Origin of the sequence: Paraburkholderia sp. BR13444 (assembly GCF_040948755.1) — a bacterium.
GTDB lineage: Bacteria > Pseudomonadota > Gammaproteobacteria > Burkholderiales > Burkholderiaceae > Paraburkholderia > Paraburkholderia youngii.
Genome location: NZ_JBFPKM010000005.1, coordinates 317,087 through 332,299, shown reverse-complemented (window position 1 = coordinate 332,299; position 15,213 = coordinate 317,087). Strand labels below are relative to the sequence as shown.

Below are 15,213 nucleotides of genomic sequence, written 5' to 3'. Positions count from 1 at the left end.
GGAGACCGACATGGATGCGATCTCCTACGAACGCGCCAGCGACGTCGCCAGTGCGGTACGCGCCGCGCAACAGCCCGGCGCGGTGTTCATCGGCGGCGGCACGAATCTGCTCGATCTGATGAAGGGCGGCGTCGCGCGGCCGGTGCGGCTCATCGATATCACACACATCGGCGGCCTCGACTCGGTGACGACGCTGCCGGGCGGCGGCCTGCGCATCGGCGCGCTGGTGCGCAATAGCGACGCGGCCAATCACGCGCTGGTGCGCGAGCAGTACCCGCTGCTGTCGCAAGCGCTGCTCGCGGGCGCGTCGCCGCAGTTGCGCAACATGGCGACGGTCGGCGGCAATCTGCTGCAACGCACCCGCTGCGGCTACTTCTACGACACCGCTTTCACGCATTGCAACAAGCGCCTGCCCGGCAGCGGCTGCGCGGCGCTCGACGGCCATAACCGCGGACACGCGATCCTCGGCGCGAGCCCGCAATGCATCGCGGTCAACCCATCGGACATGAGCGTCGCGCTGGCCGCGCTCGATGCGCTGGTGCGCGTGAGCGGCCCCGGTGGCGAGCGCACGATCGCGTTCGCCGACTTCCATCGCCTGCCGGGCGACCGGCCCGACGTCGATACCACGTTGCAGCCCGGCGAGCTGATCACCGCGGTCGATCTGCCGCCGCCGCTGTTCATCGCGCATTCGCACTATCTGAAGGTGCGTGACCGCGCGAGCTATGCATTCGCGCTCGTATCGGTCGCGGCCGCGTTGCAGATGGACGGCGAGCGCGTGCAGAGCGCGCGCATCGCGCTCGGCGGCGTCGCGCACAAACCGTGGCGCGCGAACGTGGCCGAACACATGCTGAGCGGCCAGCCGCTCAGCCAGGCCACGTTGAAAAACGCCGCCGCGGCCGCGTTGAGCGGCGCGCAGCCGCGTCACGACAACGCCTTCAAGGTCCAGCTCGCGCAGCGCGCGATCGTGCGCGCGGTCAACCAGGCCGCCGGCAATGCGGGAGGTGTCGCATGAATCTGATCGGACAACCGCTCGATCGCGTCGACGGTCTGCTGAAGGTGACCGGCGACGCGCGTTATGCAGCCGAATTCCCCGGGGCGCGCCTCGCGCATGGGGTGCTCGTGACGAGCACGATCCCGGCCGGCACGATTTCGTCGATCGATGCGAGTCGCGCCGAGGCCGGGCCCGGCGTGCTGCTCGTGATGACCTACCAGAACGCGCCGCGTCTGCCGAACGGAGGCAAGTCCGCGTTCTCGCCTCCGGCCGGCCGGTACCTGTCGCTTCTGCAAGACAACCAGGTGCACTACAGCAACGAGCCGGTCGCGGTAGTCGTCGCCGATACGCTCGAGCATGCAACCGATGCCGCGCGCCAGCTGCGCATCGTCTATCAGCCGGGCACCGCGGCGCTCGACTTCGAGCAGGCGAAAGCGCACGCGCATGCGCCGGACAAGCCGCAGGGCCGGCAGACCGATACGCAGCGCGGCAGCTTCGAAGACGGCATGCAAAGCGGCGACGTGCATATCGAGGCCACCTACACGACGCCGATCGAGCATCACAACCCGATGGAGCCGCACGCGACGATGGCGCACTGGGACGGCCCGCAGCTGACGGTCTACGACTCGACCCAGGGCGTGAGCGGCACCGCGCAGGTGCTCGCGAAGACGTTCGCGATCCCCGTGTCCGACGTGCGCGTGATTTCGCCGCTGATCGGCGGCGGCTTCGGCTGCAAGGGCTCGTCGTGGTCGCACGTGTCGCTGTGCGCGATGGCCGCGCGGCAAACCGGGCGGCCCGTGCGGCTCGTGCTCGAACGGCCGCAGATGTTCGGCCCGGTCGGCGCGCGGCCGCGCACCGAGCAGCACTTCGTGATCGCCGCGCGGCATGACGGCACGCTGACCGCGATGCGCCACGACAGCATCTCGAACACGTCGATGATCGAAGACTGGACCGAGACCTGCTGCATGGTCACGCGCATGCTGTACGCGGTGCCCAACCAGGTGACGACGCACCGGCTCGTGCAGCTCAATGTCGGCACGCCGACCTTCATGCGCGCGCCGGGCGAGACCACCGGCTCGTTCGCGCTCGAATCGGCGATGGACGAACTCGCGGTCGCGCTGGAGATGGACCCGCTCGCGCTGCGCCTGAAGAACTACGCGGACAGCGATCCGCAGGAGCACAAGCCGTGGTCGGGCAAGTCGCTGCGCGAGTGCTATCAGATCGGCGCCGAGAAGTTCGGCTGGTCGCGCCGCTCGCACACGCCACGTTCGATGCGCAACGGCAACACGCTGATCGGCATGGGCATGGCGACCGCGACCTATCCAGCCAACCGCAGCGAGGCGTCGGCGCTCGCGCAGATTCTGCCGGACGGCACCGCGGTGGTCGCCTCGGGCACGCAGGACATCGGCACCGGCACCTACACGGTGATGACCCAGGTCGCCGCCGATGCGCTCGGCTTCACGCCCGAGCAGATCCACTTCGCGCTCGGTGATTCGTCGCTGCCGCGCGCGCCGGTGTCGGGCGGCTCGCAGTCGGCGGCCAGCGTGTCGCCCGCGGTGCGCGACGCGGCGAGCCAGGCGCGCAGCCAGCTGATCGCGCTGGCGCTCGCCGATGCGGCCTCGCCCGTGCATGGCTTGCCGCTCGACGACGTCACCGTCGCAAGCGGCTGGGTCGTGAGCCGCTCGCAACCCGACAAGCGTGATCCGGCCGCGGCGATCATCGCGCGCGCGGGCGGCAAGCCGATCGAGGCGACCGCCACCGTGAAGCCAGGCGACGAGAAGCAGAAGTACTCGTTTCACTCGTTCGGCGCGGTGTTCGTCGAGGTCCACGTCGATGCCGAGTTGGGCACGATCCGCGTGCCGCGCGTGGTCGCGGTGTACGACGTCGGCCGCGTGCTGAATCAGAAGACCGCGCGCAGCCAGATGATGGGCGGCATCGTGTGGGGCATCGGCGCGGCGATGCAGGAAGAAAGCACGCTCGATGAGCGCTTCGGACGCTTCACCAACGCGAACCTCGCCGAGTATCACGTGCCGGTGAACGCCGATATCGGCACGATCGACATTGCGTTCATCGACCGGCCCGATCCGTACATCAACTCGCTGGGCGTGCGCGGGATCGGCGAGATCGGCATCACGGCCGTGGTGGCCGCGATCGCGAACGCGGTGTACAACGCGACCGGCGTGCGGGTGCGCGATCTGCCGATCACGCTGGACAAGGTGGTGCGGACCTGAACCGGCGGTAGCGGCGGAAACGATGCAACACCGAAAGCCGGAGCGGCGGGCGGCTGGCATCGGGCTTGTCCTGCCGCGCTTGCCTCCCGCCCCGTTGCATCGCACAATCGGGGCACTCCTCTCTACCGGTATCCGCCGATGGCCTATGCCTCGCTCGCCACTGGCGTGTTGCTCGCCGCCGGTTCCGGCTCGCGCTTCGATCCGAGCGGGCTGCACAACAAACTGCTCGCACGCATGCCCGACGGCACCCTGGTCGCGCATGAAGCCGCGCATCGGCTGCTGCAGGTCGTCACGCGAGTGCTCGCCGTCGTGCGGCCGGGCTCCGACGCGCTCGCCCGCGTGCTGAACGATGCCGGCTGTGATGTCGTGTTCGCGGCCAACGCCGAGCGCGGCATGGGCGCGAGCCTCGCCGCCGGCATCGAAGCGTGCGACGACGCCGAAGGCTGGATCGTCGCGCTCGCCGATATGCCGCGCATCGCCATTCCGACGATCGAAGCGGTAGCCCGCGCACTCGACAACGGCGCGCCGCTCGTCGCGCCGTTCTACGACGGCCAGCGCGGCCATCCGGTCGGCTTCGGCAGCGAGTGCCGCGACGCGCTGCTCGCGCTGGACGGCGACACCGGCGCGAAGGCGCTGCTCAAGTCACGAGCGCTGACGCGCATCGACGTCGACGATCCCGGCATTCTGCGCGACGTGGATACGCCGGATGATTTGCGCACGCTCTAGCAGGCGGTCAATCTCAGCCTAGCCGCGACGGGCTGCTGACGCCTTTCGATCTCAACTGCGTACTGCTTTTGCTGATCTGGCGGACAGTCTTCGGAGAATTCGCGAACTACACAAAACACGTGCGCTCCCAGGGCCACGACAGCGACGCTCGACGAGCCGAAAAGCCGCGACCGTCGCTGGATGGACAGATTGAGCGCTCGATCCGCGGCCTTCCAGGCACGCGAGTTGCGCGCTGCAAGTTTCGCGCGCAAGCCGTGCCGATTACGCCTAAGCTGAGGTGACGCCATGTTTTTTTCACATGCGGCGCCTTGACGACCGACGGCCTCGACGCCTCATCCGCCCCGCATCGAACCCCCAGACGCAAGCCCATGAGCGAAACCAGTCCACGCCTTTTCATCGTCTCGCCCCATTTCGACGACGCCGTGTTCAGTTGCGGCGCCTTGCTCGCCGCCCATCCTGACGCTGCCGTCTGCACCGTATTCGCCGCGCCGCCCGAACACGACATGCATACGGAGTGGGACCAGAAAGCGGGCTTCGCGAACGCTCATGAAGCGGTGCGCGAACGCACGGTCGAAGACAACCGCGCGCTCGAAGTGCTCGACGCCATTCCGCTGCGCATGCCGTTTCGCGACAGCCAGTACGCCGACTCGCCGTCGATCAGCCAGATGGCGGCGGCGCTGGAGGAAACGATTTACCGCACGACCGCCAACACGCTGCTGATGCCGCTCGGCCTGCATCACGAGGATCATGCGCGGGTATTCGAAGCGTGCTGCGAAATCCTGCCGCGCCTCACGCATCTGGACTGGTTCGGTTACGAGGAAGCGATTCACCGGCTCACGCCGGGCGCGGTGCAGGCGCGGCTCGCCGATCTCGCGCAGCGCGGCATCGTCGCGACGCCGGCAACGCCGAGCGCGGGCCACACGATCGACATGCAGCGCCGCGCGCATCTGAAACGCGAAGCGGTCAACGCGTACGCGAGCCAGTTGCGGGCGTTCGGCCCCGGCAATTACGAAGACGTGTTCGCGACCGAGCGCTACTGGCAGCTCAGCGTCGGCCGCAAACGCGCGAGAAAATAGCAAAAAAGGAGTGAGCAGGAAGCGCGGCGAGCGCCTACGCTTGAAGACAGATAACCGACGCGGCGGCGGGCATCGACGGTAACAACCGCCCACGCCGGACCCGCGCATTTCAACCGCAAGGGTGACGCAATGAGCTACGACATGCACACCAGCCCGATTCCCGACCCGAACGCCGATCCGAACCGCGACCCGGAAGCCGACCCGCTGGTGCCGCCGTCGCCGGGGCATCATGTCGAGGAGCCGCAGCGGCCTGACGGGCCGCCGGACAAGGACCCGGTGTAAAGGGAGCCGCGCTCGACGCGGCGTCAGCCTGTCAAGTCGCTGAAGCCCTGCAGCAGGCGGTCGATATCGGCCGCGTGAATGTTGCCCATCGTCGAGATGCGGAACAGCTCCGCCGACAGCCCGCCCTGCCCCGCATAGATAACGAAGCCGCGCGCCTTCAACGCGTCGTGCAGTTGCGGATACGCGATACCGTTGGGCAAGCGGTACGCGCGCAACACAACCGACGACTCCCCGGCCGGCAACACACTGCCGATGCCGCGCGCGGCCAGGCCCGCGCGCACCTGCCCGGCAAGCGCCGCATAGCACGCATGACGCGCGCGCCAGCCGCCTTCGTCGGCGAGTTCACGCAGCGCCTCGACCAGCGCGTAGTACGCGTGCACCGACGGCGTAAACGGCGTGTTGCGCTGATCCTGCAAACGCGCGAGCCGCGCGAGATCGAGGTAGTACGTGCGGCTCGCCGCGCGTGCGAGCGCCGCGCGCCGCACCAGTACGAACGACGCGCCCGGCACGCCATGCAGGCACTTGTTGGCGGTCGCCGCGAGCGCGTCGAGGCTCGCGTCCGAGAAATCGATCGCTTCGGCGCCGAAGCTGCTGACACCGTCCACCAGCAGACGCAGGCCGCGCTCGCGGCACAATGCGCCGAGCGCCACGATGTCGTTCAGACGGCCCGTGGTCGTTTCGTGATGAATCACCGCGACGTGCGTGAACGACTTGTCGGCGTCGAGCCGGTCGGCGATCTTCGCGAGATCGGGCGCGGCCATCCAGTCGTGCTTCAGCGCTTCGTGCGCGATGCCGTATTGCGCGGCGATCTGCGCGATGCGCTCGCCATACACGCCGTTTTCGACGACGAGCAGCTTGCCGTTTTGCGGCACCAGCGCGGCCGTCATGCTTTCGACGGCGGCCGTGCCGGAACCGGTCATCAGCACTGCCTGCCATTCGTTCGGATCGAGCCCGTACACGTCGACGAGACGCGTGCGCGCCTCTTCCTGCAGGTCGAAAAATTCGCTCTCGCGATGGCACAAGTCCGTCTGCAACAGGCTGTTGCGGACACGTTCGGTGAGCGTCACCGGGCCGGGATTGAGCAGCAGCATTAGCGCTCCTGTTGGCATAGGGTTCAGATCGCGCCGATGTGGCGCATCAGGCGCGTCTTCACATCGGGCGGCGTAATGGTCGGGCGCGGCAGGCCGTCGGGCGTGCCGCGGCGGATCGTCAGGCGTGCGAAGCGCGGCCCGTCGAGCGGCGGCGCCGCGAACAGTTCGTCGATGACTGCCGGATCGTCGCTCTCGACCGCCGACGCGTAACCGCACGCGGCCGCGACACCCGCGAACGACACTTGCGGCGACACTGTCGCCTGGCCGCCGGTCGAATCGTGCGCGCCGTTATCGAGCAGTACGTGCGTGAGGTTCGACGGACCGTACGCGCCGAGCGTCGCGAACGCGCCCATGCGCATCAGCGCGGCGCCGTCGCCGTCGAGCGCGACCACGTGCAGGTCCGGGCGCGCGAGCGCGAGGCCGAGCGCGAACGGCGTCACGCAGCCCATCGAGCCGACCATGTATAGCTGGTTCGCGCGATCGTCGATCGCATAGAGTTCGCGGCCGCAAAAACCGGTCGACGCGAGCACCACCGTCGAGTCGAGCGGCGTATGCGCGATGACTTTTTGCAGCGCGTCGTGACGCGTTGCGAGTTCGTTCGCGGCGATATCGCCGAACTGCGCACGAGCCTCGACCGGCGCCCGCCGCGCGGGCGCGCCGCCGTCCTTCAGTTCATACGGTGCGACGCTGCCCTTCTGCATCACGAGCGCGTACGGACGGCCGGTGGCGTCCATATGCGCGATCGCGCGATCGAGCGCCGGGCCGATCGCGTCCGCCTCGGTCGGGAACGTCTCCCACGGAATTTCCATTGTGTCGAGGATCGCCGGCGTGATCGGGCCCATCAGCGCGTGTTGCGGCTCGTCGGCAACCCCCGGCTGGCCGCGCCACGTGACGATCAGCAGTTGCGGCAGGCGGAAAGTCCAGGTCAGCGAGGTCAGCGGGCTGACCGCATTGCCGAGCCCGGAGTTCTGCATCATCGTGATGCCGCGCCGGCCGTTCTTCGCGCCGAGCGTGACGCCCGCGATCAGCGCGACCGCGTCGCCCTCGTTGGCCGCCGACACGTAGTGCAGCGATTCGTCCTGCAGCACGTAGTTGATGAACGGCGTCAGATACGAGCACGGCACGCCCGCATACCAGTCGAAACCGCGCTCGCGCGCCGCCTCGACGAACTGTGCTGCTTCGATCATTGCGCACCTCCGTGTGCATCGTGCGCCGTTGCGCCGCAGACGGCCGACGCGAACGGAGCCTGCGCGTGCGCGAAGTCGCCCGCGCGGCGGAAATCGTCGAGATCGTTGACGCCGCGCCAGTGCCCGTGCACGTATTGCACCTCGATCGACTCGCCCGCTTCGATCAGCGCGTTCAGCAGCGCGGGCATGTCGAGCGACGCGAAATCGTCGCGCGTCCGCAACCCGCGCATCACCGCTTGCAGGCGTTCAAGGCCCGCGCCGCGCACGTTCAGCAGCCCCACCCAGCGACCATGCGGCACCTGCGCGGCGCTCGCCGCCGACGACTGCTCCCGCCCGCTCGCGACATGTCGCAGCACGACCTTGTTGCCGAACAGACCGCGGTCGTCGGCGGCCGAGCACCAAGCGAAATCGCGCACGCTCGCGTTCTCCGTATCGGTCAGCGACGAATCGACGACCACGCTGAAGGCGGCCTCGCTTTCCACCAGATCGCGCAGGATGTAGCTGCGAAACAGCAGGTCGCCGTACGAAATGACGGTGTCGCCGCTCAGTTTATCGAGTGCGCATGCGAGCGACGCGAGTTCACCGGTCTGCGCATGCTGCTCGTTGACGACGAGGCGAATGCCCGCGGTATCGATCGCGTCGGCGCGATAGCCGCCGACCACGGTGATGTCGTTGACGCCCTGCTTCTTGAACGCGTCGACGAGCCAGCGCAGCAGCGGTTTGCCGGCGATCGGCAGCATCACCTTCGGACGCTCCCCGGTCACCGCTTCAAGGCCCTTGCCGCGGCTCGCGGCGAGCACGACGGCCGAGCCGGCCGCGCGGCCGCCCGACAGATAGCGGTCTTCGGCCTCCGAATATTCGTCGGCGTCCTGCAAACGGAAGATTTCGTTGACCGCCGCGATGCTGTCCTCGACATTGACGAGCGTCTCGCTCGCATGGATTTCCTTCGCGACCGCCTGCATCGCCGAGGTCGCCGCGCGGATCAGATGGTTCGCCCAGATCACGGTGCTGATGCCCGCTTCGCGGAACACCTCGGTCGGCGTGCTGTAGTACTTGGTCGGCACGATCACGAGCGGCGCGCGGCCGGCCCATTCGCGCGCGAATTCGAGAATCTCGTCGGGGCGCGACAGCTTGCTGTGAATCAGGATCGCATCGGCGCCTGCCCGTCGATACGCTTCCGCGCGGCGCAGCGCTTCGTCCATGCCCCAGCCCGCGATCAGCGCCTCGACGCGCGCGACGATCGAGAAATGCTCGTCGTTCTGCGAGTCCTTGCCGGCCTTGATCTTGCCGCAGAATTCGTCGATATCGGCAAGCGGCTGCGCCTCGCCATTAATGAAGCTGTTGGTCTTCGGAAACTGCTTGTCCTCGATGCACACGCCGGCGATGCCGCGCTGTTCGAGCTTGCGCACGAGGCGGCGCACATTGTTGAAGTTGCCGTAGCCGGTATCGCCGTCGAGCAGGATCGGCAGATCGCTCGCGTCGGCCATGAATTCCAGCGTATCGACCACCTGCGTCCAGCTCGCCTCGTTGTTGTCGCGCACGCCGAACTGCGCGGAGATCGCGAGGCCCGAGCCCCAGATCGCCTTGAACCCGGCTTCGCGAACGATGCGCGCGGACAGGCCGTTATGCGCCTCCATCATGAATTCGAGTTCACTGCTGACGAGCATCTGGCGCAGGCGCGCACTGCGGGACTGGGAGACGAAAGCGGGTTCGCGTGCATTCATTCTTCGGGACTCCTGGTGGCGGGCGGATTGACGTTCTTCTATGCCCGGCTGGCAATCGGAAAAGGGCGACTATAGCGGAATTTTTTATGGCGAGTCTTTTGGAATGCCGCAGCGATTTTTCGTGGTTGCTCTTAAGTGGAAAAATGTGTCGTTTTTTGGATACTCTATCATTTAATGGGATATTGGCGTTTTGTGGATGTCGATGCGAACCTTGCAGGGTTTGGCTCGGCGGTTTATTCGGCCCTTCGTGCTGGCCGTTTTTATGTCGATTTTCGTGCGCATTTTTCAATGCCCTGCGCTTTATCGCAAATCGCCAGTTAATTCAGATTCGCGAATACTTCGCAAATGCCTTTTTTCGAATTGCGCGCATACCAGCGCCGCTAAAACGCTCAATAAATCCGCTTATTAATCAGATGAATGGCGATGTAAAACAGAGGGTTTCCCCTGCCTCGACCAACACCATTTCCCGCCGTTAACACAGCGAGCGGCATCCGACCGCAAACCACTAGACCCTAAGGCCAGAAATCCCATTCCCCTCGCTATGACTCTGAACCGAAAACTGACGTCGATGATCGCCGTGCTGTGGGTTGGCCTGATCCTGATCGGCGCGTTCGGCGCGTGGCAGAACCGCGCGTCGATGATCGCGGACCGACGCGAGCAATTGCGCTCGCTGATCGAAGAGGCCAACCACGTCACCGCCCATTACTACGCGCTCGCGCAGCAGCACGCGCTGTCCGAGGACGACGCGAAAAAACAGGCGCTCGCGACGCTCGGCGCGATGCGCTACGGCAAGGACGGCTACCTGTCCATCAACGACTCTCAGCCGGTCATGCTGATGCATCCGTTCAAGCCCGAACTGATCGGCAAGAACCTCGCACAGTTCGCCGATCCGGCCGGCAATCATCTGTTCGTCGATATCGTCAACGCAGGCAATCACGACGGCGGCGGCTTCGTCGACTATCTGTGGGCCAAACCGGGCAGCGAGCAGCCGGTCGCGAAGACCAGCTACTCGATGCACTTCGCGCCATGGGACTGGTACCTCGTGACCGGCATGTATATGGACGACGTGCAAAGCGCGTTCTACCGCAACCTGCTGCGCTGGCTGGCGATCACGGTCGCACTCGGCGCGCTCTCCACGGTCGTGATGCTGGTCGTGCTGCGCAGCATCCGCCGCTCGCTCGGCGGCGAACTCGAAGCGGCGGTCAAGCATGCGCGGCTGATGGCGCAGGGCAATCTCGCGACGCCGGTGTCGATCGCGCCGCACGACAACAGCAGCCTGCTGCATGCGCTGCGCACGATGCAGGCGGGACTCGTCGACACGGTCTCGCGCGTGCGCCAGGGCACCGAGAACATCAACGTCGGCGCGAACGAAATCGCCGCGGGCAACACCAACCTGTCGCAGCGCACCGAGGAGCAGGCGGCGGCGCTCGTGCAAACCGCGTCGAGCATGGATCAGATGACGGTCAACGTGAAGCAGAACGCGGACAGCGCGAGCCAGGCCGCGCAACTCGCGAGCGACGCCGCGAACGTCGCGACGCGCGGCAGCCGCGTGGTCGACGACGTGGTGCGCACGATGGGCGAGATTACCGCAAGCTCGCGGCAGATCGGCGACATCATCGGCGTGATCGACGGCATTGCGTTCCAGACCAATATCCTCGCGCTGAACGCGGCCGTCGAAGCGGCCCGCGCCGGCGAACAGGGCCGCGGCTTCGCGGTGGTCGCGGCCGAAGTGCGCAGCCTCGCGCAGCGCTCGGCGACGGCCGCCAAGGAGATCAAGGCGCTGATCGAAACCTCGACCGATACCGTCGAGACCGGCGCGTCGCTGGTCGCCAACGCGGGCGCGACGATGGGCGAGATCGTGCAGTCGGTGCGGCGCGTCAACGAAATTCTCGAAGAGATCAGCCACGCGTCGCGCGAGCAGAGCGCGGGCATCGAGCAGGTCAATCGCGCGGTCGGCGAGATGGACCAGGTCACGCAGCAGAACGCGGCACTGGTCGAAGAGGCCGCGGCCGCCGCGCATTCGCTCAAGGATCAGGTCGGCGTGTTGCGCGACGCGATTGCGAGTTTCGCGTTGCCGGCTTGACGCTTCTGCGCCGCGCCCGCGACGGGCGCGCATAAAAAGAAGGCGCTCCACAGGCAGGGAGCGCCTCATCAACACGCCGCGTCGGAGTCGACGCATCAATCGAACGAATCAGCCGCGCGGAATTTGCAAGTCCGCGCGGCTTTTCGTTTTTGAGCTTCGGCTCGGCTAGCGGTTGCTCGAAGACAAACACTTCGCCTTTCACACTCCTCGCATTTAAATTACGTTTTGTTTACACTCGGCCCAGCGAAAGTCCTTGCCGCCAGGCCACGTGGTCTTGGCGGCCCTGTTCAATCGAAGGTACGTAACGTCCGCTGCCCGCCGCCATGATCCGCCAGAAAAAACCTCCGTCACCCGATCCTTATGCGTTAGCCGCGAAGAACCCGCTGCTCGATGCGCGGCTGCCCGCGTGGCGCTCGAAGTTCATCGTGCTGCTCGTGTTCGCCGCGTTCGCGACGCTCGCCGCCCGTGCGTTCTGGGTGCAGGTCGTGAATCAGGACTTCTACGTCGACCAGGGGCAGAAGCGCTATCAGCGCCTGCTCGAACTCGATGCGACGCGCGGCCGGATCGTCGATCGCAATGGTTCGATGCTCGCGGTCAGTCTCGCGACGTACGAAATCTGGGCCACGCCGAAGCTCGTCGACGAAAGCGCGTTCGCGCCGCTCGCCAGGCTGCTCGATCTGCCGCCCGCGGAACTGCGCAGGCGTCTGAACGGCGAGCGCAGCTTCGTGCTGCTCAAGCGCCAGCTCGATGCCGACACCGCCGAGCATCTGTCCCGACTCGGGCTCGCCGGCATCACGCAGGTCGCCGACACCAAACGCTTTTATCCCGAGGGCGAGTCGGCCGCGCACGTGGTCGGCTTTACCGACATCGAGGACAACGGCCAGGAAGGCGTCGAGCTCGCCGCCAACGCGCAGCTGCAAGGTGTGCCGGGCCAGCGCGAGGTGATTCGCGACCGGCTCGGCCGCGTGATCTCGGAGACGCGGCCGCTCGTGCCCGCGCGCAACGGCGCGACGATCCAGCTGACGATCGACCGGCGCATCCAGCAACTCGCGTATACGCAACTCAAAGCCGCGATCGCGGAGCACCGCGCCGAAGCGGGCAGCGTGGTCGTGCTCGATGCGCGCAACGGCGAGATCCTCGCGCTCGCCAACTACCCGAGCTTCGATCCGAACGACCGCACGCACCTGTCCGGCCGGCAACTGCGCAACCGCGCGGTGATCGACACGTTCGAGCCGGGCTCGACGATCAAGCCGCTCGTCGTCGCGCTATCGATCGACGAAGGCAAGGTGCGGCCGCAAAGCATCATCGATACCGCGCCAGGCTGGTATCGGATCGGCCCGGCCGTGATTCACGACACGTCGAATCACGGCGCGATGACAGTCGCCGAGGCGGTGCAGAAGTCGAGCAATATCGCGCTCGCGAAACTCGCGCTGAACCTGCCGGCCGAAACGATCTGGACCAAGTACCAGCAATACGGGCTCGGCATGAAGCCCGAGCTGCCCTTCCCCGGCGTGGCCGCCGGCAAGCTGCGGCCATATGGCCGCTGGCGCCCGATCGAGCAGGCCACGATGGCGTATGGCTACGGGCTGTCGGTATCGCTGCTGCAAATCGCGCAGGTCTACACCGCCTATGCCGGCGACGGCACGCTGCGGCGCGTGAGCCTGCTGCGCGAGCCGCGCGATGCGGATGAGCCGACGTCGTTCGCCGCTCGCAGCGAACCGGTCACGACGCCCGGCACCGCGCGCGCGATCCGCAACATGCTCGAAATGGCAACGGGCGATGGCGGCACCGGACGCGCCGCGAGCGTGGCGGGTTATCGCGTCGGCGGCAAGACCGGCACCGCGCGCAAGCAGATCGGCGCGGGCTACGCGCCGAATCGCTACCGCGCGCTGTTCGTCGGTATGGCGCCGATGAGCGATCCGCACCTGATCGTCGCCGTGATGATCGACGACCCGGCCGGCAAGGCGTTCTATGGCGGTACGGTCGCCGGACCGGTGTTCAGCGGCGTGATGGGCGGCGCATTGCAGCTGCTCGGGGTGCCGCCGGATGCGGCCGGAGTGTGACGCGCAGTTTGTGTTGGGGTTGGCGCCGCTCGCTCAGCCCTGCTCATCGAGCGCATCAGCGTGCGTCTCGATGCGATTGCGGCCGTTGCGCTTGGCCTGATACATCGCGCGATCGGCCTCGTCCATCATCGCCTGACCCAGCGACATCGCGTCGGCCGGGCTGCCCGCGACCACGCGTGCAGCCACGCCGATCGACACCGACAACGCGATGCGCTCGCCGTGCACGCCGCGCACGTCGAGATTCTCGACTGCCCGCCGCACGCGCTCGGCGACGGTCAGCGCGTCGCTGCGATCGCCTTGCAGCAGCGCGGCGAACTCCTCGCCGCCATAGCGCGCGACGGTGTCGCCAAGGCGCACCTGCTGTCGCACGCAGGCCGCCACCGCCGCGAGCGCGCGGTCGCCGATCTGATGGCCGTGGCTATCGTTGATGCGTTTGAAACCGTCGATATCGATGAACAGACACGCGACCGGCGCGCGATAACGGACCGCGCGCATCAACTCCTCGCGCAGCCGCTCGTCGAAATAGCGGCGATTCGCGAGGCCGGTCAGCGCATCGGTCATGCCGAGTTGCTTGAGCCGCTCGCGATGCGCGACGTTGTCGAGACTCGCGGCGACGATGCTCGCGAAGCGCTCCAGGATGTCGGTGGCCATGCCCGCGCCGAAGCGCGCGGGGTCGTCGCTGCCGAGGCATAGATAGCCGCTGACGTTCTTGTCCGCGGCGAGCGGCAGCAGGATCGCGCTGGCCGGCACCAGGGCCGGCACGGCGCCGAAGAACGCGCGGCGCGCGTCGCCGTCGAGCTCGCCAGGGCGGCCGAGCCACGGCCGATCGTGTTCGCACAAAGACCGCGCGATGAGACCACCCTCGCGCGAGGTCTTCAGCTGCGCATGACCGAGCGCTTGCAGGTTGCCCGGCTCGAGCAGTTCGAGCAGCATCGGCGCGCGGTCGTCGAGCCACAGCACCACGTTCGCGAGAGCGAACTCGCGCGGCAGATGGCTGAACAAGGTATCGAGAAACGACGCGAAATCCTGCGCGCCGATCAAATGCAACTCGACGTTCTGGAAGCGCCGCAACGTGCGCTCGTTGTGCTGCACGGTGTCGACGAGCGAGCGAAGGCGCTCGGAAAGCGGCGTTTGGGCGAGTTTCGTCACGGTATCGGCAAGGCGGCCCTGAAGGCGAACGGGGTCGACGCCCCAACTCTACTGATAACGGCCGATCCGCCGGGGTCTTGAGGGCAGGCTCGCGACGCGTCGGCCGGCATGCGAGCGTGCGCGCCCACCGTTGTCAACGCTCGCTTGCATTCGCTTGCACTCGCTTACACGCTGCGAGATCCGTTTGCGTAATGATTGCGGTTCTTAAGTTTCGCTTAATTGTTCGCTGCAAGTATGTACTTCATCCCCTGTTGAGCCGCCAGAACATCGGCGGCGTTTTTTCTTGAAGGGTGCCGAAGACGCGGCCGAGCATGGTCCCGCGCACAAGAAGAAGGAGGTAAATCATGGTTGAAGAGATGGTAGTCGAACACCTGCGTGCGATGCCCGGCCATCAATGGACTCGCCAGATTCATTCCTGCAAGGTCTCCGATCCGCTGCAACAGCCTTGGGGCCGTTCATACCGGCTCGTCGAATGGACGATGAAGCACGAGCCCGAATCGAGCCGCCGCGTCGTTCCCGCCGAAAGTACTCCACTCGAAATTGCCCAGGCCGTGGTCTCTCATGTCCCGGGCCGGCGCTTCTGTCAGCAGGCTGATTGAGCGCTCCGTTC

12 protein-coding genes are annotated in these 15,213 nt (G+C 66.7%); 8 read left to right on the top strand and 4 right to left on the bottom strand.

Annotated elements, in window-relative coordinates; genetic code table 11:
- The first annotated feature begins 10 nt into the window (after window positions 1-10).
- The 5 genes from AB3X95_RS17345 (at window position 11) to AB3X95_RS17325 (ending at window position 5,306) form a co-directional block, all read left to right on the top strand.
- Window positions 11-1,012, top strand: coding sequence for a xanthine dehydrogenase family protein subunit M (locus tag AB3X95_RS17345; protein ID WP_368622009.1), 1,002 nt, complete (start codon window positions 11-13; stop codon window positions 1,010-1,012).
- Window positions 1,009-3,222 carry a xanthine dehydrogenase family protein molybdopterin-binding subunit gene (locus AB3X95_RS17340; RefSeq protein ID WP_368622008.1) on the top strand — a complete coding sequence of 738 codons (2,214 nt, stop codon included), beginning with the start codon at window positions 1,009-1,011 and terminating at the stop codon, window positions 3,220-3,222. The genes AB3X95_RS17345 and AB3X95_RS17340 overlap by 4 nt, the downstream gene beginning before the upstream one ends.
- A 138-nt stretch (window positions 3,223-3,360) precedes the next feature.
- Complete coding sequence (locus AB3X95_RS17335; RefSeq protein WP_368622007.1) at window positions 3,361-3,948, top strand: NTP transferase domain-containing protein; 588 nt, start codon at window positions 3,361-3,363, stop codon at window positions 3,946-3,948.
- A gap of 368 nt (window positions 3,949-4,316) precedes the next feature.
- Window positions 4,317-5,024, top strand: a complete 708-nt coding sequence (locus AB3X95_RS17330) for a PIG-L family deacetylase (RefSeq protein WP_176120719.1) — start codon at window positions 4,317-4,319, stop codon at window positions 5,022-5,024.
- 129 nt (window positions 5,025-5,153) lie between these two features.
- A complete protein-coding gene (locus tag AB3X95_RS17325) occupies window positions 5,154-5,306 on the top strand; it encodes a hypothetical protein (protein ID WP_008921009.1) in 153 nt (50 codons plus the stop codon).
- Between the two features lie 23 nt (window positions 5,307-5,329).
- On the opposite strand, the gene AB3X95_RS17320 is transcribed toward AB3X95_RS17325, so the two are convergent.
- Genes AB3X95_RS17320 through aepX form a run of 3 tightly spaced genes read right to left on the bottom strand, consistent with a single transcriptional unit; the run spans window position 5,330 to window position 9,308 of the window.
- Window positions 5,330-6,397: a 2-aminoethylphosphonate aminotransferase gene (locus AB3X95_RS17320; RefSeq protein ID WP_368622006.1), complete on the bottom strand. Its 1,068-nt coding sequence runs from the start codon at window positions 6,395-6,397 to the stop codon at window positions 5,330-5,332.
- Between the two features lie 23 nt (window positions 6,398-6,420).
- Window positions 6,421-7,584 carry a phosphonopyruvate decarboxylase gene (gene aepY / locus AB3X95_RS17315; protein WP_368622005.1) on the bottom strand — a complete coding sequence of 388 codons (1,164 nt, stop codon included), beginning with the start codon at window positions 7,582-7,584 and terminating at the stop codon, window positions 6,421-6,423.
- Window positions 7,581-9,308, bottom strand: a complete 1,728-nt coding sequence (aepX, locus tag AB3X95_RS17310; RefSeq protein WP_368622004.1) for a phosphoenolpyruvate mutase — start codon at window positions 9,306-9,308, stop codon at window positions 7,581-7,583. Before aepX ends, aepY begins: the two co-directional genes overlap by 4 nt.
- A 541-nt stretch (window positions 9,309-9,849) precedes the next feature.
- On the opposite strand from aepX, the gene AB3X95_RS17305 reads away from it, so the two are divergent.
- Together AB3X95_RS17305 and AB3X95_RS17300 are read left to right on the top strand one after the other, a co-directional pair.
- Window positions 9,850-11,391: a methyl-accepting chemotaxis protein gene (locus tag AB3X95_RS17305; RefSeq protein WP_368622003.1), complete on the top strand. Its 1,542-nt coding sequence runs from the start codon at window positions 9,850-9,852 to the stop codon at window positions 11,389-11,391.
- A 323-nt stretch (window positions 11,392-11,714) separates the two neighbouring features.
- A complete protein-coding gene (locus tag AB3X95_RS17300) occupies window positions 11,715-13,454 on the top strand; it encodes a peptidoglycan D,D-transpeptidase FtsI family protein (protein ID WP_368622002.1) in 1,740 nt (579 codons plus the stop codon).
- Window positions 13,455-13,487: 33 nt separating this feature from the next.
- On the opposite strand, the gene AB3X95_RS17295 is transcribed toward AB3X95_RS17300, so the two are convergent.
- The gene (locus AB3X95_RS17295; RefSeq protein WP_368622001.1) at window positions 13,488-14,603 is read right to left on the bottom strand and encodes a DUF484 family protein; all 1,116 of its coding nucleotides are present in this window, start codon (window positions 14,601-14,603) and stop codon (window positions 13,488-13,490) included.
- A gap of 344 nt (window positions 14,604-14,947) precedes the next feature.
- Here AB3X95_RS17295 and AB3X95_RS17290 point away from each other — a divergent pair, with 344 nt between their 5' ends.
- Window positions 14,948-15,202: a DUF2866 domain-containing protein gene (locus AB3X95_RS17290; protein ID WP_013091226.1), complete on the top strand. Its 255-nt coding sequence runs from the start codon at window positions 14,948-14,950 to the stop codon at window positions 15,200-15,202.
- Window positions 15,203-15,213 lie beyond the last annotated feature (11 nt).